18 protein-coding genes are annotated in these 21,901 nt (G+C 50.1%); 13 read left to right on the top strand and 5 right to left on the bottom strand.

Annotated features, from left to right (window positions below; translation table 11 throughout):
• The first annotated feature begins 9 nt into the window (after window positions 1–9).
• Entirely contained in the window at window positions 10–1,011 is a 1,002-nt protein-coding gene (locus GCU39_RS02515; protein WP_227793420.1) for a FecCD family ABC transporter permease, read from the top strand.
• On the top strand, window positions 1,008–2,045 hold the full coding sequence (locus GCU39_RS02520; protein ID WP_227793421.1) for a FecCD family ABC transporter permease: 1,038 nt from the start codon (window positions 1,008–1,010) through the stop codon (window positions 2,043–2,045). The genes GCU39_RS02515 and GCU39_RS02520 overlap by 4 nt, the downstream gene beginning before the upstream one ends.
• 20 nt (window positions 2,046–2,065) lie before the next feature.
• Here GCU39_RS02520 and GCU39_RS02525 read toward each other — a convergent pair whose 3' ends face one another.
• Entirely contained in the window at window positions 2,066–2,953 is an 888-nt protein-coding gene (locus tag GCU39_RS02525; RefSeq protein ID WP_152392065.1) for a helix-turn-helix domain-containing protein, read from the bottom strand.
• Between the two features lie 130 nt (window positions 2,954–3,083).
• Here GCU39_RS02525 and GCU39_RS02530 point away from each other — a divergent pair, with 130 nt between their 5' ends.
• Both GCU39_RS02530 and GCU39_RS02535 read left to right on the top strand, forming a co-directional pair.
• On the top strand, window positions 3,084–3,920 hold the full coding sequence (locus tag GCU39_RS02530) for a phytanoyl-CoA dioxygenase family protein (protein ID WP_152392066.1): 837 nt from the start codon (window positions 3,084–3,086) through the stop codon (window positions 3,918–3,920).
• 272 nt (window positions 3,921–4,192) lie between these two features.
• A complete protein-coding gene (locus GCU39_RS02535) occupies window positions 4,193–6,544 on the top strand; it encodes a M13-type metalloendopeptidase (protein ID WP_152392067.1) in 2,352 nt (783 codons plus the stop codon).
• A gap of 63 nt (window positions 6,545–6,607) precedes the next feature.
• Here GCU39_RS02535 and GCU39_RS02540 read toward each other — a convergent pair whose 3' ends face one another.
• Complete coding sequence (locus GCU39_RS02540) at window positions 6,608–7,117, bottom strand: GbsR/MarR family transcriptional regulator (RefSeq protein WP_152397055.1); 510 nt, start codon at window positions 7,115–7,117, stop codon at window positions 6,608–6,610.
• 238 nt (window positions 7,118–7,355) lie between these two features.
• On the opposite strand from GCU39_RS02540, the gene GCU39_RS02545 reads away from it, so the two are divergent.
• The 4 genes from GCU39_RS02545 to GCU39_RS02560 all read left to right on the top strand — a co-directional run bounded on the left by GCU39_RS02545 (window position 7,356) and on the right by GCU39_RS02560 (window position 13,852).
• Window positions 7,356–8,126, top strand: a complete 771-nt coding sequence (locus GCU39_RS02545; protein WP_152392068.1) for an HAD family hydrolase — start codon at window positions 7,356–7,358, stop codon at window positions 8,124–8,126.
• A gap of 46 nt (window positions 8,127–8,172) precedes the next feature.
• Window positions 8,173–10,653: a metallophosphoesterase gene (locus GCU39_RS02550; RefSeq protein WP_152392069.1), complete on the top strand. Its 2,481-nt coding sequence runs from the start codon at window positions 8,173–8,175 to the stop codon at window positions 10,651–10,653.
• A gap of 33 nt (window positions 10,654–10,686) precedes the next feature.
• Complete coding sequence (locus tag GCU39_RS02555; protein ID WP_152392070.1) at window positions 10,687–12,450, top strand: S-layer homology domain-containing protein; 1,764 nt, start codon at window positions 10,687–10,689, stop codon at window positions 12,448–12,450.
• A 211-nt stretch (window positions 12,451–12,661) separates the two neighbouring features.
• Window positions 12,662–13,852, top strand: a complete 1,191-nt coding sequence (locus GCU39_RS02560) for a multidrug effflux MFS transporter (protein WP_152392071.1) — start codon at window positions 12,662–12,664, stop codon at window positions 13,850–13,852.
• Window positions 13,853–13,971: 119 nt separating this feature from the next.
• Here the strand turns inward: GCU39_RS02560 and GCU39_RS02565 are convergent, their stop codons facing one another.
• Both GCU39_RS02565 and GCU39_RS02570 read right to left on the bottom strand, forming a co-directional pair.
• Window positions 13,972–14,628, bottom strand: coding sequence for a L,D-transpeptidase family protein (locus tag GCU39_RS02565; RefSeq protein ID WP_193726953.1), 657 nt, complete (start codon window positions 14,626–14,628; stop codon window positions 13,972–13,974).
• 226 nt (window positions 14,629–14,854) lie between these two features.
• The gene (locus GCU39_RS02570; protein ID WP_152392073.1) at window positions 14,855–15,073 is read right to left on the bottom strand and encodes a glycine zipper domain-containing protein; all 219 of its coding nucleotides are present in this window, start codon (window positions 15,071–15,073) and stop codon (window positions 14,855–14,857) included.
• Between the two features lie 476 nt (window positions 15,074–15,549).
• Here GCU39_RS02570 and GCU39_RS02575 point away from each other — a divergent pair, with 476 nt between their 5' ends.
• The 4 genes from GCU39_RS02575 (at window position 15,550) to GCU39_RS02590 (ending at window position 19,910) form a co-directional block, all read left to right on the top strand.
• Window positions 15,550–16,878 carry an ABC transporter substrate-binding protein gene (locus tag GCU39_RS02575; protein WP_152392074.1) on the top strand — a complete coding sequence of 443 codons (1,329 nt, stop codon included), beginning with the start codon at window positions 15,550–15,552 and terminating at the stop codon, window positions 16,876–16,878.
• Between the two features lie 77 nt (window positions 16,879–16,955).
• Entirely contained in the window at window positions 16,956–17,867 is a 912-nt protein-coding gene (locus GCU39_RS02580; protein WP_152392075.1) for a carbohydrate ABC transporter permease, read from the top strand.
• Window positions 17,867–18,703, top strand: a complete 837-nt coding sequence (locus GCU39_RS02585) for a carbohydrate ABC transporter permease (protein ID WP_152392076.1) — start codon at window positions 17,867–17,869, stop codon at window positions 18,701–18,703. Before GCU39_RS02580 ends, GCU39_RS02585 begins: the two co-directional genes overlap by 1 nt.
• Window positions 18,704–18,743: 40 nt before the next feature.
• On the top strand, window positions 18,744–19,910 hold the full coding sequence (locus GCU39_RS02590) for a trans-sulfuration enzyme family protein (RefSeq protein ID WP_152392077.1): 1,167 nt from the start codon (window positions 18,744–18,746) through the stop codon (window positions 19,908–19,910).
• 56 nt (window positions 19,911–19,966) lie between these two features.
• On the opposite strand, the gene GCU39_RS02595 is transcribed toward GCU39_RS02590, so the two are convergent.
• On the bottom strand, window positions 19,967–20,659 hold the full coding sequence (locus tag GCU39_RS02595) for a FadR/GntR family transcriptional regulator (RefSeq protein ID WP_152392078.1): 693 nt from the start codon (window positions 20,657–20,659) through the stop codon (window positions 19,967–19,969).
• 158 nt (window positions 20,660–20,817) lie between these two features.
• On the opposite strand from GCU39_RS02595, the gene GCU39_RS02600 reads away from it, so the two are divergent.
• Window positions 20,818–21,873, top strand: a complete 1,056-nt coding sequence (locus tag GCU39_RS02600; protein ID WP_152392079.1) for a bifunctional transcriptional activator/DNA repair enzyme AdaA — start codon at window positions 20,818–20,820, stop codon at window positions 21,871–21,873.
• Window positions 21,874–21,901 lie beyond the last annotated feature (28 nt).

The following is a 21,901-nucleotide window of genomic DNA, read 5'->3' on the forward strand; positions in this document are numbered from 1 at the left end:
AAGGACGGGATGCGAAATACAGCCGGTAAAATCCTTGGGCTGATGATCGGTCTGATTCTGCTGGGGATCAGCTTCGTCATGAGTATTCGATTTGGGTTTACGAAAATTTCTTGGGGAACTGTGCAGGCGGCCTTGCTGCATTATGACGAGACATCAATGGATCAGGTCGTCGTCCGCACGTCACGATTGCCGCGGGCCTTGATTGCGGCTGCGATTGGAGCAAGTCTGGCGGTTGCCGGCGTCATCATGCAAGCGGTCACCCGTAATCCGTTGGCATCGCCAAGCGTGTTAGGCGTCAACGCCGGGGCGAGCTTCACGATCGTGCTCTTCATTATCGTATTCGGATGGAGCGATATGAGGGCATTGGTGTGGATATCTTTTGCAGGAGCGGGACTAGCAGCGGGCACAGTCTACGTACTAGGATCCTTGAGTCGGGAGGGACTGTCGCCGCTTCGTGTCATTTTGGCCGGTTCGGCCATGATTGCATTATTTATGTCTGGGACCCAGGGGCTGCTCGTGTTCAATCAGAACGGATTGCAGGATGTGATGTTCTGGTTAGCAGGATCGATTGCCGCAAGAGATCTCAGCATGCAGCTCATCGTGCTGCCGTATCTTGCCATTGGTTGGATCACAGCATTCTGTATTACCAGTCAATTGAATCTGATGGTGCTCGGTGAAGAGACGGCGAAGGGACTGGGGCAACGGACGGTGCGTTTCCAATTGATCGCCGGCGTTATCGTTGTTTTGCTGGCAGGGGGTTCTGTAGCGGTCGCAGGACCGATTGCGCTCATTGGGATTATCGTGCCGCATATGGTTAGGTTTCTAGCGGGACATGATCATCGCTGGCTTATTCCTTATTGCTTGGTGTATGGGGCAGTGCTGCTCCTGCTTGCGGATGTTGCGGCGAGGTTCGTTATTTTGCCGGAGGAAGTGCCAGTCGGAATTATGACGGCTGCCATTGGCGCGCCATTCTTCATTTATCTTGCTCGTAGGGAGATGAAGAGAGGATGAAGCGAATGGTTAACAATAGGATGCAGCTTCATGACGGCAGGCGATTCCACCGTTCTACGAGACGAGCGTTGGTCGGGTTGTCCCTCGGTGCGCTGCTCGTCACGATCTTAAGCCTGTCGCTCGGTGATCAGCCTATTGGCTTCCTTCATGCGGTCCGCGCATTATGGGGCGAGGGGAATCCGGATCATGTACTCATCGTTCAGACGCTCCGAGCACCAAGAATTCTGGTTGCACTTATGGTGGGTGCTGCCTTTGCGGTGTCGGGTGCGATCCTGCAGGGGGTTATTCGCAATCCGCTAGCGGCACCGGATGTCGTGGGCATTACGGGGGGCGCATCGGTCGGCGCCGTTGCGTTCATTACTTATATGCCGAGTACAGTGAGCATCCATTGGATGCCGATCGCCGCCATTGTCGGGGCCTTTATGGCGACGATGCTCATTTACTTCATCGCTTGGAAGCAAGGCGTGAATCCCTTAAGGCTCGTTCTTGTCGGAATTGGAATTTCTTCCTTACTGTCCGCGATGACGTCATTTATGCTCGTATTTAGTCCGGCCTATTCGGCGAGCTCAGCATACATCTGGTTAACGGGCACCATATATGGTTCGACGTGGGTGCATGTCTGGGTATTGGCTCCGTGGCTTGCGGTCTGCATCATCATGATGGGGTTTTCTATGAAAGCGATGAATTTGCAATTACTGACGGATGAGACGGCGATCGGGCTCGGTGGTCATGTCCAGCGATATCGGATCGTGCTGATCTTGATCAGCGTCTGCTTGGCAGGCGCCGCCGTGTCTGTGGGGGGCGTCATCGGGTTTGTTGGATTAATTGCACCGCATGTCGCGCGAAAGCTGGTTGGGCCGATGTACAGCAGGTTGATACCGGTCTCCGCATTATTCGGGGCCATCGTGGTGGCCTTGGCCGATCTCGTAGGCCGAACGGCGTTTCTGCCGCTCGACATTCCGGTTGGCATATTCACATCGGGCATTGGCGCGCCCTTCTTCATTTATTTGCTGTATCGATCTCGTAGAAAGTAGTACGGCCGGCTGGCATCTGCTTAGATGTTGTCTGTGTTCGGGAAAGGTTTGCTGCTGAGCACGCCAGATTTTCGCCAACCCGTTGGGGTGACGCCGACGAACCGTTTGAATACCGTCGCGAAATGCTGGCTTGATTGATAGCCCAGACGATGTGAGATCTCCGTGATCGAATCCTTAGTTTCTGTTAGCTGTCGGCATGCCATCTTGACCCGTTGCCTTTCGATGAAGGTCATAGGCGGCTCACCGGTATACTCCTGAAAGGTGCGATAAAAGTGAGAGGCACTCACGCCAGCGGACGCGGCTAGTTCATCGACGGAGGGCCGCCATTCCGGCTCATGGCCGAGTCTTGCGATGATGCGATCGAATTGGAGCAGCAGATCATCGGCGACGCTCCGAGAACCGGTGACAGGCTGCGTGATCATGAGCAGCAAGTCAGTTAGCGCATGCCGGACCTTTGTGCTGCGCAGGAGACTTGCCTCCGTCAGCGCATGCTGGAGCTTTTTGAACGAATCGACGGGGTGTAGGCCGATCGGTATGACTCTTGGCAATTGCGCAAGTGATTGTTCGATCAGTCGGCACTCTTCGGACGGCAGCCGCAGCCAGCCTTCATGTTGGGGGGCGGTGATGATGACCCACCAGAATTTGCATGGTTCAATGACGTTGAAGCCGCCGCGATGCTTCTCCCCAGGGCGGGAGTAGAATAAGTCGCCCGCCTGCGTCTCATAGATGGCGTCCCCGATCGCCCAGCTGGCTTGGCCGCGTTCGATGAGGACGAATTCATAACAGCCGGGATGCTCGTGTTCGAACAGCGGCATCGCTCGGCGAATTTCGTCGCTGCCGAACATAACGAATTCGGGGACGCTTAGAATCGGCGAATCGTTCTCGATATGATAAGTCCAACGAGGCATGGGGATCCTCCTCTAACGATGTTTCTTTACATACTCATATGTTTCTCATCCTACTTCGTAATCTTGCGAACGTCAATGGAGTCCATGCGAGGTTACTATGAGGTTAATCACATTATTGGAGGAGATCGCATTGACATTACAAGCAGAACGTCAGTATAGGATTACAGCGCAAGATAAGGACACTTTCGAACGGGACGGCTATTGGATTAGTCCGAAGTTAATTAATGATGAGCAGATTGAACGACTCCGGCAGGCGCATGAGCGGGTTTGGTCCGGACAATTCGACGGGGATGGGGAACCTATGAATCCCCTCTACCTCAGCAGCAACCCGGATGCGCTGCGTAAATTCGATAACGGCTGGTGGATTAATGATGAGGTGCGAAATGTCGTGACCGATCCGTTGATCGGGCAGCTGTGCGCCGACTTATTAGACACCGATGAAATTCGTCTGTGGCATGACCAGGTGATCTATAAGCCGGGTGTTGGGGATAAGGCGACGGAATCCGGCAACGTTGGTTGGCATCAAGACTATGCATACTGGCAATGTTCGGACACGCCTGACATGATTACGGTGTGGATCGCGTTGCAGGATACCGATTTAACGAATGGCGGGATGATGACGATTCTGGGATCCCACAAATGGGGGATGATCCCAGATAGCAATTCCTTCTTCAATCAAGACATGGTGCAGTTGAAGCAGAAATACTCTGGAGGACGGGATTGGATCGAAGAGCCTTGCATTCTCAAAGCGGGTCAAGCGAGCTTCCATCATGGGCTGACGTTCCATGGTTCAGGTCCGAATATGACGAATGATCCACGTCTGTCCGTTGTTGCGCATGTGATGAAGGGCGGAACTGGTTACCGTGCAGGCATTCAGCGTCACGATAATATCCGATTGCTAGGACCTCGTCCGGTGAACGGGCAAGCGTTCGCCAATGATTACTTCCCGGTATTGTTTAAAAGATAAGCACATAGACAAGACCCTGCCTGAATCGGCGGGGTCTTTTTGTATGCAAAGTGAGAGCGAACAGACCGGATTCCTATGGATTTAGGGTTCTGGTCTTTTTTACATGTGGTTGGAATGAAAGTTGATCAAGCCCTATTTTTCACAAAATATCCAAATCCATTAGAGGAATGCTGGGTATACTTGGAGAATAAATAGGATTGACGATGTTGACAAACCTATATTTACATCATGAAGGTAACAGCATTGAATTGATTATGGGAGGTTTTTTACGAATGAAGAGGAGATTAGCCATTCTGTTGTCTGCGAGCATGCTGCTGGCGATGCCGGTATCGGCGTTTGCGCAAGAAGCGGACAAGTATGCAACGCGCGGGGACGTCGTGGATTATTTGCTGAATGCGGCGGATGATTACAATCCGGGTGTGAAGAAAGAAGATATCGTTAAGGGTGATGTCAAAGGGGATCTGAAGCTCGATCAATCGGTATCCCGAATCGAAGCGTTGATCATGCTTAGCCGCGCGTTCTCGAATCTACCTGCACCGCAGGGCAATGACCTGCGTGTGGGCAACTCGGCTGCAGTGTTTACGGATGTACCGAAATGGGCGCAAAATGACATTGCCAAGCTGGCGTCGGCTGGCATCTTGAGCGGTTATCCAGATGGCAAACTTGGTGTATCGGATCGCGTAACGAAGGATCAATTGCGTACTCTCGCAAATCGTATTTTCGCGCTGAACGGCACGAATCCGCGTGATGATTACTATGAATTCATCAATAAGAAATGGTTGAATGCCTCGAAGATTCCTGCGGGCGAAATGGGCAACGGCGTATTCAACGAACTCATGAATTCGAATGAAGTGAAAGTGAGTGGCATCATCAATGAGTTGGTGAAGCAGCAGAATCCAGCAGGCTCCAAGGAGCAGAAGATCGCGGATTTCTACAAGTCCGCTCTTGATACGAAGAGCCGTAACCAAGACGGCATCAAGCCGATTGCGCCGTACTTAACAGCGATTGACAAAGCGACGACGATCAAGGAACTGTTCGAGGCGAACCATGAGATTAACAAAGCGACGGAAATGGGGCCTTTGCTCTCCTTCGGCGTGATGGCCGATGCAAAGAACAGCAGCGTTAATGCGCTTTATTTCATGGGGCTCGGGACGGGACTCGACAAGAACAGCTATGTCTCCGGCGATGAGAAGACTAAGAAAGTATACATCAATTACATAACGAAGCTTTTCGTCCTATCAGGCGATAAAGAAGAATCCGCCAAAGCGCAGGCTGAAGCCGTATTTGCTTTTGAGAAAGAGCTGGCAATAGCATCGATGGATGTTCAGGACAAAGGCAACGTGAACAAGTATTACAATCCATACACGAAGGATAAATTCATTGCTTTGTTCAAGACCGTCGATATGGCGAAAATGTTGAAAGATCTTCAATTGGATCAAGCCGATAAAATCATCGTGATGGATGTTGGGTTAGCGAACAAATCGGCAGAGCTTCTCACGGAGCAAAATTTGAATACCCTCAAATCGTATGCCAAGTCAATGTTCTTAATGAAGACAGGCGGCATGCTATCGGCTGATTTCAGTGAAGCAAGCAATCAATTCAGCGCCGACCTGTACGGCGTCGTTGGCGAGAAAACGGATGAGCAAATTGCAGTAAGCTCGACCAAAGAGATGATGAGCGAGTACCTCGGACAGGAGTTCGCGAAGCGCTACTTCACGAAGGAAGCGAAGCAAGACGTCGAGAAAATGGTACAACAATTCATCGCGACGTACGAGAAGCGTATTCAAGCGTTAGATTGGATGTCTGATGCAACAAAGGCGAAAGCCATTAAGAAGCTAGAGAAAATGACGGTTAAGATCGGTTATCCGGATCAGTGGAGCAACGCGTTAGACAAGATCTCCATCAAGACGGCTGAAAATGGCGGATCCTTGTTCTCCAATACGGTTGCGATTACGAAAGCTTACACGGATATGATGAAAGCATCCCTTGGCAAAGAAGTAGATAAGAGCGCATGGATTATGGCTGTGTACGACGTCAATGCCTATTATAATCCGGTGAACAACGAAATCGTGTTCCCGGCAGGAATTCTGCAAGCGCCGTTCTACGATATTCATGCGAAGCATGAGACGAATTTGGGTGCGATCGGCATGGTGATTGCGCACGAAATCAGCCACGCATTCGACAATTTGGGCTCTGCTTATGACGAGAATGGAAACGCAGTGAACTGGTGGACGGAAGAAGACCTTAAGAAATTCCAAGAGAAATGTGCCGAAGTGATTCAGTTCTACGATCACATTGAAGTCGTTCCTGGCTCTTACAATAACGGTCAGTTGACGGTTAGCGAGAACATTGCGGATATCGGTGGTATGGCGACATCCCTGCAAGTAGCATCCCAGCTTCCGAATCCGGACTATAAAGCATACTTCGAAGGCTATGCGACGATCTGGCGCTCCACCATGACCAAAGAAATCGCCGCTTATATGACGACGATCGACACGCACTCCGCGAATAAGGTTCGTGTCAACCGTACGATTTCGAACTTTGAAGAATTCTACAAAACGTATGGCGTGACAGCGAAGGATGCTCAATATGTGGCTCCTGAGGACCGCGTGAGCATTTGGTAGGAATAATTGTATAAACGCATGAAGCCAGATCCTTAGGGGTCTGGCTTTTTTGATCTGTCGTGCTCATTCTTTGCCAGCGCCGTTTCGAAACATCGCACCGCTTCGCAAGCGATCGACGAACTGCTGCAGCCATGTGTAATAGGCCTCGGCATGTTCTAGTTTATGTAGATCCTGTTCCGTCAATCGCTTCTCTTCGCCGGATACATCGCCTTGCAAAATTTCTCGTAAGGCTGGGAGTGCTTGTTCGATCACGCTCGTCATCACGTCCACTTCGCGCTGCAGTTTGTGGGTGAAGAAATGTTGAAAGGCTTGGAAGAAGTCTACCTCGGCAGCGAACAGCTCTTTACGCTCGAGCTTCTCCTCCAGCTTCTTCACCATTTGAGATTCGATCAAGGAACGAACTGCATAGCTCATATTGCTCTTGCTCATATTCATCTTCGTCTTCATCTCGTCCAGCGTCATCGGACGATCCTCGAAGAACATAATGCCGTACAACTGACCTGATGAGTAGGTCGCACCATATAAGTCCATCGTCTTCGCAATGGCTTCGATGACTTGCGTGCGGGCCTGCATCCGTCGTTCGGATTCTACCTCTGTACCTGCTTCAACATCTACAACTGCATCGTTAGGGGGCATTCGTCCTTCACTTCCTCCGTCAAATTTCTCACCATTATAGCAAACGCGAGCGTAAAGAAGTCGGATTTACATAATCTCCATGTTCAGTTAACCGTCCGTTGACACAGGCGTGTGAAATCGAGTGTACAATTTTTATTGAACAGTCAAGTTGAATTGGAAGACAGGAGAGATGGACATGGCGGATTTGATCGTGAACAAGATGCGATATGCTGTGAAAGGAATATTATTCGATAAGGACGGTACGCTGCTCGATTTCATAAGCCTCTGGGGCTCATGGAGCGAATCCTTGTACAGGCATTATGCCAGCCAGCTCCCCGCAGAAATTGCGCCGTTATCAGAGCTGTGGGGCATCGTTCATGATGATGCGGGTCATGTAAGCGACTATAACCGAAGCGGCCCGCTCGCAATGGGATCGATTCATGATCTGGTAGCGATACTGGCGTGGCAGGGGTACCGTCTTGGACTCTCTTGGGGCGATTCGATACGACTTGCTTGGGAGAGTAAGGCATTTGCAGATCGTGAGATGGAGCAACTGCGCCCGGCATGTCCGCTGCCAGGCATTATGGATCTATTACAGCAATGTCATGAGCACGGATTGGTCATGGGGATCGTGACAGCGGATGAGACGGCCGAAGCGATCAAACATATGAAATGGACGGGATTGTATCGATATTTTCATGTGATCCTTGGTCATGATTCGGTGGAGCGCGGGAAGCCTTACCCAGACATGGTGGAGCAGGCTTGTCTCGCCTTGGGACTCGTACCGCAAGACGTTGCTGTTATTGGCGACACCAACGGCGACATGCAGATGGGGAATGCAGCTGGGGCGCTCGTAACGATTGGACTAGGGAGCGTTGCTACTGCAGCAGCGGATCAACAAATGCTTCCAGATGCGCAGGTCATCATTGCCTCGTACGCGCAAATTCATGTGGAAACTGCTCAATAAATAGGAATCGAACCAAACCAATCTTAGAAATCGAGGTGCCAAGTTCATGAAGAAGTTTACGCGCAAGACGATATCCATGATGCTGTGCATCACCCTGGCATTCATGGCGATCCTTCAGGCAACGCCGGACCGTATCGCGCATGCAGCTGCACAGACCGTGACGATGGACAAGCCAGCCTATTTGGAAGGACAGCCGATCACGTTATCTTATACAGGCGCATCCAAAAAAGACTGGATTGGACTCTATAAGAAGGGGGCCGTCCAAGGAGGCAGCAACCCGTCCCTGACATATCTTTATGCATCCGCGCAGCCCGATGGACGATTATCGTTCGCCAAGCAGCTATCGCCCGGGGAATACGAGGCGTTGTATATGGAGAACGACGGGTACAATCTTTTTCAGCGCGTGCCTTTCTCGGTGATCCGATTGAATCCGCCGGCTGGAATTACCTTCGAGGATACGGATCTGGCAACAGAGTTCGTGGCGGGTGAAGTGAAAATTACACCGCCTGCCGATCCATCCAACGTAACGGATTATACGCTCTATTGGGGGAATCAGGTTGGCAAACTGCCGGGTCAATCGGTAATTGCCTCGCTGCCGCTTACCGTAACTGGTGTAACCTATGCGACCTATACCTTCCCGGCGCAGACGGTTATTCCGGCGGGGGCGACGAAGCTGCTCGCTTATTCCAACTCGGTTGCAGGGGAGTCGGTGAACGGCGTTGAAGTAGCGCTTCCGGGTCTCATCATCAAGAAGCCGAACATGAGCTTTGAGGTATTGACCGACATGCACATTACGAGCAATGCGAGCCATACCCATAACAAAAATCTGGAGCGTGTCCTGCAAGATATTCTAGCAACGAATCCTGACAGCGACGGCATTATGACCATCGGTGATAGCACAGATAACGGAAAAGAAGCAGAATACCAGGAGCTGAGCCGAATTTTCGGCAAATACCAGCAAGACCTGCCGCCGACGTATTTCGTCCAAGGCAACCATGATGTTCGCTGGAGTGATTGGAGTAAAGTATCGGAGTACTTTACGAAATATACGTCTATGAAATCGAGCTATTATGACGTATGGGTCAAAGGGTATCATTTTATTTTCTTAGGCACGGAAAAAGGGTTGAAGGATTATTCTTACTTGTCCGACGCGCAGCTGAAGTGGTTCGAGGAGAAGCTGGCTGAGCATGCATCGAGCGGTAAGCCGATCTTCGTGTTCCATCATCAGCCGCTTAAGAATACGGTCGCGGGCGCGAACGAGAGCTACAATAAAAATTTCTACTGGTACGGTGTAAGGCAGGATAAGGAATTTAAGACGATCTTAGCCAAATACCCGCAAGCCATTCTGTTCAGCGGACATACGCATTGGGAGCTCGGCGCGAAGGACACGATGTACAATGCCAAGTATGCCACGATGTTCAACGCGGCAGCTACTTCTTATCTCTGGACGGATAGTGATACGGGCAAAGATGGCAGCCAAGGCTATTATGTCGAAGTATATGATGACAAAGTATTGGTGAAAGGCAGAGATTTTCAGAATCGAAGCTGGATTCCGAACGCGCAGTTCGAGCTGAATATGGCGAATCAAATTCCTATCTTTGATCCGGCTGCCGATCCTGATTTGACGTTTGGCAATCCGACGGTTCATATGGTCAAAGGCACGTATCGGCCCATCGATGCCATTCAGGTGGCGTACACCGGCTCGGTTCGCGAGGATTGGATCGGGATTTTTCCAGCGGGAACGAAGCTTGGTGTAAACGTGAAGGCCATTGCGAAGCAAAAAACGAACAGCGTGAAGCAGCCCGACGGCACAATCACCTTCAGCGGATTGAATCTCGCGCCGGGTAAATATGATGCAGTGTATGTAGGCGAAGCGGAATATCGGACGGATAACGATAATATTGAGCTTGGCCGTGTCACCTTTGAGATTTCCGATGTACCGGCTGAGATTGCGGTAACAGGGGTTCAATTGGATAAGCAGCAGCTCGACATGTTGCCAGGCGATTCATCAGCGCTTGTCGCAACCGTGACACCCGAGCAAGCAACGAATAAGGCGGTGACTTGGTCCTCGAATGATGAGAAGATTGCCAAGGTTGAGGTGAGTGATGGCCGAGCAGTGGTCCATGCGCTGAAGGCAGGCCGCGCGGAAATCACGGTGACGACGGTCGATGGCAATTTTAAGGCGGTTAGCACCGTGACGGTACATGCGCAACCAGCTGGATATCCATTTATCATAGAGCGTGCAGCGCTCGCAACGAACACCTCACTCGTCGATGCGACGGTTACGGTCAAGCCAGCAATGAGTCAGAACACGGCGGTTGTCGTCTTCCAGCTAATGAAGGGGAATACGCCGATCGGCATTGCGGCATATCAAGCAGAAATCCCGGCTGCCGGCGGCACATTTAACGCGAAATTTAATGTCAACCGCAAGGACGGCTACCATGTCAATGTGCTCGTATTGTCCGATTTCACGGCAGATTTGACGAGTGTAGGCACGGTGCTTGCAGAGCCGGTAACGCTGAGATAAATGATCTGATGCAGGCTCCTGCAGCCTAGAACAATGATGAAAGAGGAGATTGCCTTGGTAAGTAAGAAACACGTCATTTCCTTCCTCCTGACAGCTCTGCTGTTAACCTCTATTCCCGTTCCGGCGGGAGCTGCGGCTCAGCCTGGATTGGTGCTGGATGCTTCGGTGAAGGCTGCCGGGGATACAGTGAAGCTGTCCGGTACCTCGTCTTACAATGAGGTTGTTATAAAGGTCGTTCGTCCGGATGGAACGGTGCTATATATTAACGTGGTGCATGTCACGCAAGGGTCATTTGCTGATGCATTTACGTTGCCAGCAGATGCGATAGTGGGGGAATATACGGTGGTTACCGGGCAAGGACGCGATGCTGAGCTTTCCAGTCGTTCATTCACCGTGAAGAAGAAGGCGGATGGTGGCGACAACGGGAACACAGGACATGTCGGCGGAAGCGGGGGTGGGCAGAGCCAAATTGGCGGATCGAAGCCAAATCCGGATGCTGGACTGCCGGCCGTTAAGGTAACGGATACGTCGATCTCAACTGAAATCCCCGCCTCAGCGCTAACGATGTCTAAAGAGATGGAGAATGGACTTGCGTATGCGAAGGTCGCGGTGGATCAAGCGGCGCTGTTGAAGGCGTTTCAAGCGTTACAAGCTCATTCGGATGCCCAAGAGAAGGCGGAAATTATTGAAATTTCCGTCCCTCGTGAAGGCAACGGATCGAAGGTCGAGCTGCCTGCCGCGGCCTTGAAAGAGGGACAGAGTGCCTTGCCTCAAGCGATGCTATCAATCCAATCCGGCGCTTCCGTGCTGGAGCTTCCGCTCCAATCGCTGGCTGTATCACAGCTGGAGAAGTCTATGCATGCGCAAGCTTCGATGATCAAGCTCGTCGTAGCGATGCAATCGAAGCCGGACCTGCTCTTGGAGAAGGAACGGAAGGCGATGACGCAGCGAGGGATGACATTATGGAATGATCCGTCATCTTTTGTTGTGACGGCAGTGGCGAATGGGGGGCAGGCGGCAGTTGACATCGGTTCTAAACCGGTTCGACAGAACATGTCGTTCGCTTCGAAGATCGATCCGAGAACCTCAACGGTCGTAGCGATCGATCCGAAGACGCAGGAGCTGCGCTTCGTGCCTGCTCAATTCCAGCCCGCGGCTGACGGGGGCGGGACTACCGTGATCTTCCAAGGCTACGCGAGTATGGAATATATGGTTATTTCCTCTCGTCCGACCTTCGGAGATACGGCTGGCCATTGGGCGCAGCCATCAATTGAGCATTTGGCTGCGAAGCAAATTGTTCAAGGGACTTCCTTGCATGCATTTGATCCGAACGGTCAAGTGACGCGTGCGGAATTCACGGCGATTCTTGTAAGAGCCTTGAGCCTTCCATCGACAGATCAACCTGCTTCAACGGCATTCCGGGACGTTCAGGTTGGAGATTGGTTCGCGGGAGCCGTGCATACGGCCAGCCAAACTGGGCTGATTGACGGGATGCCTGACGGCACATTCCAGCCGAAAGCTCTAGTGACGCGCGAGCAGATGGCCGTCATGATTGAACGTGCGATGGTTCACTTGGATCACAAGCCTACAAATGGGCGCATCGAACTTACAAGCCGTTATAAAGATGCAGGACAGATTGGCGAATGGGCGAAAGAGTCGATGGCGCTGCTCGTAGCAGAGAAGGTGATGGAAGGTGTTCGTTCAGATCAATTGGCTCCGAAAATGGCGGCGACGCGCGCTGAAGCGGTAACGCTAATGGAACGTGTCATGCAATTTGCCAAGCTGTTGGAAGATTAGTATGTGATGAGAGCCCGAACCTTGATGGTTCGGGCTTTTTTGTGAGAATGATGCATTCCTGCTATAATGTCTAATAGATTTACCCCCCTATTACATTGCAAGGTGATATTAAGATGCTCTCATTTGCTAGATTGATTAAATGCAAACCCCCGATTCCCTGACAACCCTTAATCTTTTTTGAGATTTTCGAAAATGATAGGGGGAGTTTGCAGTGGAAAGAAAAATCTCAACGACGTCGTTGTTCTTATTTATTGTTCTTGTGGGATTCCCACAAATTAGTGAAACCATTTATACACCATCGTTACCGGATATCGCGGATCAATTCCATGCCAGCAGCAACATGATCCAGCTCACGCTCAGCATTTATTTTCTAGGCTTTGCGCTTGGTGTCTTCTGCTGGGGGAGGTTATCCGATTCGATCGGTCGACGTCCTGCGATGCTCTGGGGAATTGCTGTCTATGGCTTGGGCAGTCTAGGTTGCTATTTGTCTGGTTCGGTCGAATGGCTGCTCGTCAGTCGATTGATTCAAGCCTTTGGCGCGAGTACAGGCTCCGTCGTGACACAGACGATGCTGCGCGAGAGTATCGATGGCGCGAAACGGCACGCCGTGTTCGCTCAAATCTCCGCCGCACTGGCCTTTACGCCGGCGATCGGCCCGCTGATTGGCGGATGGGTGGATCAATCCCTTGGCTTTCGAGCGGTGTTCCTCACCTTGGTGGTGATGAGTGTGGGCATCTTCGCCTATGCCTTCTACGCCTTAGCTGAGACGAGAGAAGCGTCAGCGATCACCAAGATCAGTACGGTTGCCGTGGCAAGGCGTTTACTGAAGGATCGTAGAGTCTGGGGATATGGTTTTCTCATTGGTGCGACGAATGGTATCCTGTTCAGCTATTACGCGGAAGCGCCCTTTATTTTTATCGGCTATTTCCGGATTCAACCGGGCGTGTTCGGGTTCCTTGGGATCTTCGTGGCTTTGTCCTCCATCATCGGGGCGATGATATCCCGCCGTATGTTAGCCCGATATTCGGCCGTTCACATCATTCTGCTCGGCTGTCTTGTCACAACGGCAGGCGCCGCATGTCTTACAGCACTCGTGCTGTGGGGCATTAGCCCTTCCGTGATCGATATGGTGCTTATGATTGCTTGTATTTTCATTCTCTTGTTGGGGATTGGCATGGCGATTCCGAACTGTTTGAGCCTGGCATTGGTTCAATACGGCGACGTATCAGGTACGGCAGGCGCGATTTTTGGACTAGCCTATTATTTGCTGGTTAGTCTGATTACGAGCGGTATGAGTTATCTACACAGTGGCTCTTTGATGGTGATGCCCGTGTACTTTCTAGTACTTGCCGTTGGCATGGTGCTCGTGAGCAAGCGGATTGGTCGCCATGAAATTAGGTAAATATTAAGTCTGTAAGCAAAAAAGGTTACGCCCGTTAGGGCATAACCTTTTTTGGCGTTATGAAATCTGAACATGACGAGCATGGCTCAGGGAACGTCACGCTGGTGTGGAGTTGTCATCTATTCCAACAAGCCAAGCTTCTCATATACCTCTGCTGTAATAACACCATCTTGTTGCATATCATGATCCCTCTGAAAATGTTTTACGGCTAACGTTGTATCTGAACGAAATTTGCCGTTACTCGTGCCTCGAAAATATCCAGCACTTTTCAAACGTGATTGGACCAACTGTACATCGCCCCCTACATCACCCTCTGCCAATCTTCTCGGTTCATGATTGCTATCTCCAAGAACATGACCATAGATGGTTACTTTGGATCCAAGGGGAATCAGCTCATATAATTCAAGTACATCATAATTACGCATCCGAATGCACCCATGGCTGCGATGACTTCCGATGGAGTCCGGCCGGTTGGTCCCATGAATACCGTAAGCACCCCAAGGAACATTTAATCCAAGCCACCGAGGACCGAAGGAAGGCCCCCAGTTCTTCCCTTTGTATATAATTTGGTATTCTCCAACAGGGGTTGGCGTTGTTGGATTGCCGACAGCGACAGTATAGGTCTTCACGATTTTGTCTTTGGTTCGTACGACCATTTTGTGGCGCTCGGGATAGATGTCAATGGAATAGATTCCTTGTTCCGCTACAATAGGCAACGAAGGTTCTGCCACCGCTCGATTTCGATGTGTTGCATAGGAGAACAATATTATGATCATGAACGAGATGACTACCTTATGTACCTTAGGAAGCAATATTTGATTTATGGAATCCTTCACATTTCTTAGGGCTTTCTTGTTGAGCATGCTTGTTCACTCCGCAGTATACTGGATCAAATGATTTGTTCTAGCTGGAACAGCCATTGGGAGATTTTGCGCTAAAAAGAGGTTATCAACGTGATATGATGATAACCCCTAGGAATTTTTTACGTTCCTAAATTGTTGCTTATTCTTCTGTAGGGTTCGCCGTGTAGTCGCCATCCTCAACGGTATCACCAACTTTGTTGCCCAAAGCCGCACCAACAATACCGCCTACCACGGAACCAACGGGACCTAGCACAGAACCGATGACAACACCCATTGCACCGCCGCTTACAGTCCCCAATGCTTCGCCATTACCAATGTGATCTTCATCGTTGTTTGCATGTTCTTTATTTGGTGCCATATCGTTCACTCCTCATGAATTCATTACGCTCTCATGTGACCCCTCATACTATTGCCAATAGGGCTCGTGACTATGCAAAAAATCAGGCTGTACATCCTTTTTTCGTTAACCCTGCTGTTTCTGTCGAGGTGCTGGGGGCAGTATATTTCATTTTAATATTACTAAAATATTTTAATTTTTTAGTAAAAATAAATTGACAATCGAGATGAAAATGGATTATTTTTGAACTAAAACTATATTTTAACTTCATAATATGGCGGTGTTTACCGGTTATCTAACTTCTTCAACCTTATTTGGTTCTTGTTACTTTAGTAAAAATCTCTCTCGAAAATTAATATTGTCGGCAGTATTGACAGCAATAAGTGAATAGACTATATTTACCTGTAATACAGGTATACAGTTATATAGTTGGCATGCTCGCGCATACCATGAACTTAACTGTGCTGTGTCCAATACAAATGGGGAGGTCTTCTGAAATGGTTCGTACAAAGAGTAGGTTGGGGTTCATTTTTGCATGCACGATACTGGTCTCTACGGTTTTATCCGGGTGTGGTTCATCTTCTGACGAGAAGATTGACAGCGCTTCCAAAGGAGGAGCGACGGTTACACTTAAGATGATCGAGAGTTTGACCAGTCCGGAGCGAACAGAAACGCTGAAGAAAATGCTGGCTGTATTCGAACAACAGAATCCGGGGATCAAGGTTGAGCTCATCTCGCCGCCGCTGCAGAATGCAGATACGAAAATCGCGACGATGCTCAGCGCCAAAGAAGATTTGGATGTGCTCGAAGTTCGCGATATTACAGCGAAGCAATTTGTAACGAATAAATTCATTGAAGATCTGAAGCCTTATACGAGCAAGTGGGACGACTACAAGACGCTGAATGACAGTGCGAAGATGTCAGCGGAGTACATCGACAATACGCCATATTACATTCCTTATGGCCTGTATCAGAAAGTATTGTTCTACCGTAAAGATTGGTTCGATGAGAAAGGCATGACCCCTCCGGCAACCTGGCAGGAAGTCTATGAGAAGGGGAAAGCCCTCACAGACCCGGCGAAAAATCGCTATGGCTATGCTTACCGCGGCGGCGCGGGTGGCGATAACTACACGTTAATGATCACACAGGCATTCAATGCGGATCAGATCAACCCCGATGATTCGATGTTCTTGAAGGACGGCAAGACGATCTTCTCGACGCCAGAAGCGAAGCAAGCGATGGACTTGTTCACGAAGATTTATAACGAAGCATCACCGAAGGATTCACTCAACTGGGCGTTCTCCGAGACGGTGGAGAGCTTCGTATCCGGCGTTACGGCGATGCTTATCAACGACCCGGATGTCATTGCGGTGACCAAGGAGAAGATGAAGGAAGGCACATGGGCAACAGCGCCGATCCCGCTTGGTCCTACCGGCAAAGCCCCTCGTTTCGTCGGCGCGGCTGGTTGGGGAATGACCTCTTATAGCACACATAAGGAAGAAGCATGGAAGCTTATCTCATTCTTGTCGAATCCTGAGCAGAACTTGGTGTTCTCCAAAGCTGTCGGCTTGATTCCGATCCATACGACGGCAGCGGAAGACGAATTCTTCAAGAAGGGCGCGTATCAGCCATTTATCGAAATGAACAACAAACCGGATGCCTACTTCATGATGAGAGACGCAACGGATTATCAAGGTTATGGCGAATCGAAGAAAATTGCCGTGGAAGATAATCAGGCGCTGATCTTGAAGCAGCGGTCGACGGAAGATGTGCTTAAGAACTGGGATACGTATTGGACAACGCAAAAAGCAAACCAGAAAAAATAGGTGGACTTCGTGCGGGGAGATTGGAGCGAATGCGTCTCTGATCTCCGTCGTAAACGTCACCCGCAAGGAGGAAAGTCATGAAGAACACGGCAAAAATCAAAAAGCCACTATCTGGTCAAAGCAAATTCATATTCTTCTGTTTGCTTCCGGCGATTGTGCTCGTGGGCATGTTCACGTTCTACCCGTTCTTTCGGGGAATTGGGATGGCGTTTCAGAAATATACGTTATTCGACTTAACGGATATCCACTTCATAGGGCTTGAGAACTTCAGGACGATTTTTGCACAGCCGCAATTTCTACAAGCGTTATCCAATAGCTTTTACTGGGTGTTTATATCCTTAATTTGTCAGTTTGTTATCGGGTTCATCCTCGCACTTCTCCTGAAGAAGCCTTTCAAAGGGCGTGGTATCTATCAAGGCTTCGTCTTCTATTCTTGGGCGATGTCGGGGTTCTTGATCGGGATCATCTGGCGCTGGATGCTGAATGGGCAGATTGGCGTCATGAACGACTTACTGTTAAAAGTAGGACTTATCGAAGAGCGGATCGGATTTCTATCCGATCCGAAATGGTCGCTGGCTTCGGTCATTGTCGCGAATATATGGTATGGCATTGCGTTCTTTGCCATTATGTTGCTCGCAGCGCTGCAATCGATTCCGGATGATTTGTATGAATCGGCGGGGATCGATGGGGCGAACTGGCTCCATAAGCTGTTCTACGTGACGATTCCATACATCATGCCGACGATCATTGCTTCGACCCTGCTGCGCGTCATCTGGATCTTCAACTTCCCGGATATCATCTATGCGATGACCAATGGTGGTCCAGCCGGCTCCACGCATATTCTTGCTACGTATATGATGGACAAAATTATGTTCGGCGGCGATTACGGTCAAGCAGCGGCGGCCGGCGTCATTATGATCATTCTACTCGCGATGTACACGATCTTCTATCTGACAGCGACGAAGTCTGGGAAAGGGGCTGACTTCTAATGAGACATCGATTTCAGACGCTCGGTACTTCCATGAAAGTTCTCGTTCTGGGGTTATTCCTGATCGTGATGGTCTTCCCGCTCTACTGGATTACAATTACGTCGTTAAAACCATCGGATGAGATTTTCTCGATACCGCTTAAATATTGGCCTGCGAATCTTTCATTTGATAATTTCATTAATATTTTCAATATTTCGAATTTTCATATTTATATTATGAATAGCCTGATTGTATCGCTGACGGCTGCGTTAGCCGTACTGATGGTGGCGGTTCTTAGTGCGTATGTCCTCGCGCGGCATCAATTTCGAGGCAGCAAGCAGATTATGTACGCGTTCTTCATGACGCAGATGATTCCGGCTTTTATCGGCTTCGCGCCGCTCTATATTATGATGTCGCACTTCGGCTTACTCAATAAGCTGTATTCCCTGATGATCGTCTACACTGCGGGGTTAATCCCGTTCTGTACGATCATGCTGCGCGGGTTCTTCCACCGGATTCCATCCAGTCTGGAAGAAGCGGCGATGATTGACGGGTGCTCTCGGCTTACTGCACTAATTCGAGTGATTCTGCCGGTCATGCTGCCAGGGATTGCGGCGACGTTCATCTTCGCTTTCGTGCAGAACTGGAACGAGCTGTTCCTATCCATTATGTTCATCGATCAAGAGAGCTCGAAGACGATCCCGGTAGCGATGAATGGGTTCATTACGAAATTTAATATCGATTGGGGTCCGATGTCTTCGGGCGCGGTACTGTCTGTAATTCCAACAATTATCATTTTTGCATTCTGTCAGAAATTGATTGTCGGCGGACTAACCCAAGGAGCAGAGAAAGGATAGACCATACAGAAGGAAGTCGGAAGAGGAGGGATGAAAGAACATGCAGGAACCGGTGAGATTGAACAAAGAGACCCTCGTCGTGCACGATTCACATGATGAAAGGCATTATGGCGCGGTATCATTTCCGGTGTATCAGAACAGCTTATTTACTTTTAAGACGCATGAAGAACTCGAGACGGCGCTCAGCCTCGAAGTGAGCTCCATGATCTATACAAGAGGGAATAATCCGACCGTTGCGCTGCTCGAAGACAAACTTGCGAAGCTGGAAGGCGGGGAGAAGGCCCGCTGCTTCACTTCTGGTATGGCCGCAATTACCGCAGCCATTCTGTCCGTGGTGCGATCTGGTGATCATATCATTTGTGTCGACGGGGCCTATGGTCCGACGAAGAAATTTTTGGAGCAGTACCTGAACAGATTTCATATCCAGACAAGCTTCGTGGATGGGAGAGATGTCTTGCAGATCGAGGCGGCCGTTCAAGCCAATACAAGACTGATCTATTTGGAGAGTCCGACCAGCTTTACCTTCGAATTGCAGGATATCCGCAAGTGCGCTGCGCTCGCATCTCGGATAGGAGCGACGACGATTATCGATAATACATGGGCGACGCCGATGTTCCAGAATCCGCTTGAACTTGGTATCGATCTGGTCGTTCATTCGATGACCAAATATATATCGGGGCATAGCGACCTGATTGGCGGTGTCGTTATTGGCTCGCAGCGGCATATGGACGAGTTGTTCGCAGGAGAATTCCAGCTGCTTGGCGGCATATTACATCCGCAGAGCGCAGCGATCTTCATGCGCGGCTTGCGCACATTGCCGCTGCGAATGAATAAGCATGAGCAGAATGGACTTCGTGTTGCGCAGCATTTGCGTGAGAGGCCGAACATCATTCGGGTGAATCAGCCTGGACTGGAAGATCATCCGCAGCATGAGTTGTTTAAGTCACAAATGCGGGGAAGCAGCAGCGTATTTTCGTTCGAGACGGATATTCCGATGTCAGCGATGAGACGATGGGCGAATGCCCTGCTATTGTTCCGAAAAGGGATTAGCTGGGGCGGTTATGAAAGTCTGGTCTATATGCGAGAATGGTCCGATGGCACGGTCATCGTGCGACTCTATGTCGGATTGGAGGAACCTGAGGATCTCATGCAGGATATGGAGCAAGCCTTCGAGAGCATCGGTTATCGGTGCGCAGTGAAGTCATAGCGGAGCAAAAAAAAGTCCCGATGGCAGCGGTAAATTCGTTGTCATCCGGACTTTTCTCATTTATTCTCTGTGGCAACATTCTGAATGTTTTGTTCAATCGCATCCATTAAGCGGTTGAATTGAACTGCGGCTTCTTGTTTGTCACGGTTCGCAATTGCTTCGGCAATGGCCGGATGGAACGGGAACGTATCTTGGAACAAGCTCTGCTGGCCGAGCGGCGCTGATTCCCAGAACGTATCGAATAATGTGGATAAGGATGTAATGATGCTCTGCAGGACCGTATTGCGGGATGCTTCGTAGATCGTCTGGTGAAAATTTTTGTCAGCGAGATTCGTAATCGGGCCATCGGGATTGTTCTTAATCTCGTCCAAGTAACGCATCATCCGTTCGATTTGCTCTTCGGTCGCATATTCGGTTGCGAGTTCAACCGCCAGACCTTCGAGTGCCCTGCGAACTTGGCAAGCTTGTAGGAGAAGCGTCTTCTCGTTGCTGACATCAATTTTGGTCGAGAATCGGTAAGAGGAAGGATCATCGACATAGACGCCTTTACCATTGTACATCTTGACGAATTCCATGGCCTCGAGCGCGCGGAGCGCTTCGCGAATCGATGTGCGGCTCACGTCGAGCAGCTTGCTCATCTCCTCCAGCGAAGGGAGCTTGTCTCCTTTTTGCATGCCGTTCTCTTGGATGTAGTTCACGATTTCTTGCGCAGCGATTTCGTGCAGCTGCATTTTTTTAATCTTCTGCAAGGAATGATCCTCCTTATCTAGTAAGCTGTCATACTGTATTATAGCCCCAATGTTACAAGGAAAATATATGCATGTCAAATTGCTGCCTGATTTTCGGTTACGGCACTTCCCGGTTATGGCTATAATTAGGATAACAACACATAGTAGGGAGTGCTGGTATGATACCGACGTCGCGATACGGCGAATACTATAAGGCTTTGATCGAGAAAAATTCGGAGTATGAGGGCGTATTTTATGTAGGCGTCAAGTCAACCGGGGTATTCTGCCGCCCGACTTGTCCCGCACGGAAACCGAAGTTCGAGAACTGCGAATTCTATGAGACGGCGAAGGAGGCGCTGCTGGCATCGTTCCGACCCTGCCAACGCTGCCGACCCTTATCCCATCCGAATCAAGTATCAGACGTTGTCCGCCAGCTCGTGGAAGCGGTGGAACAGAACCCGGAGAAGCGGTGGAAGACTCAAGATTTTCGGAATCTCTCGATGGATGAATCAACTGCACGACGGCAGTTCAAGAAACGCTTCGGCATGACGTTCATCGAATATGCGCGCTCCCGTCGGATGGGACTTGCGCTCAAGCATATCAAGGCAGGGACCTCAGTCATTGATACCCAGCTCGCATCAGGTTATGAATCCAGCAGCGGCTTTCGCGACGCGTTCTCGCGTATCATGGGCGCAGCGCCGACGATGCTGGATGAGAGCAAGGTGCTAAAGGCCGCTTGGATCGATACGAAGCTTGGTCCGATGGTTGCGATTGCAGATGAGCATGAGTTATATTTATTGGAATTTGTGGATCGTCGGGGCTTGGAACGTGAGGTAGAGCGGCTGCGATTGCGGACGAAATCAGCGATCATTCCTGGTACGACGAAGCCGATTCAATCGATTGAGGAAGAATTGACGCAGTACTTTGATGGCAAACTGAAGTCGTTCAAGACGCCGCTGCATCTGATCGGATCTCCGTTCCAACAGAGCGTGTGGAATCAACTGGTGCAGATTCCGCCCGGAGAGACGCGCTCTTATTCGGATCTCGCCGTATCGCTTGGCAGACCGACGGCTTTCCGGGCCGTGGCTCAGGCTAATGGAGCGAATCAGCTGGCCATCGTGATTCCTTGTCACCGTGTCATTAACGCGAATGGCGAATTGGGCGGATATGGCGGCGGATTGTCGCGCAAAAATTGGCTGCTCCAGCATGAGAAGACAATTGCGTACGAAGGATAGGTTCGTAGGAGAAGCGCAGCTGCGTTAA

The sequence above is a fragment of the Paenibacillus guangzhouensis genome (assembly GCF_009363075.1).
GTDB classification, from domain to species: domain Bacteria; phylum Bacillota; class Bacilli; order Paenibacillales; family Paenibacillaceae; genus Paenibacillus_K; species Paenibacillus_K guangzhouensis.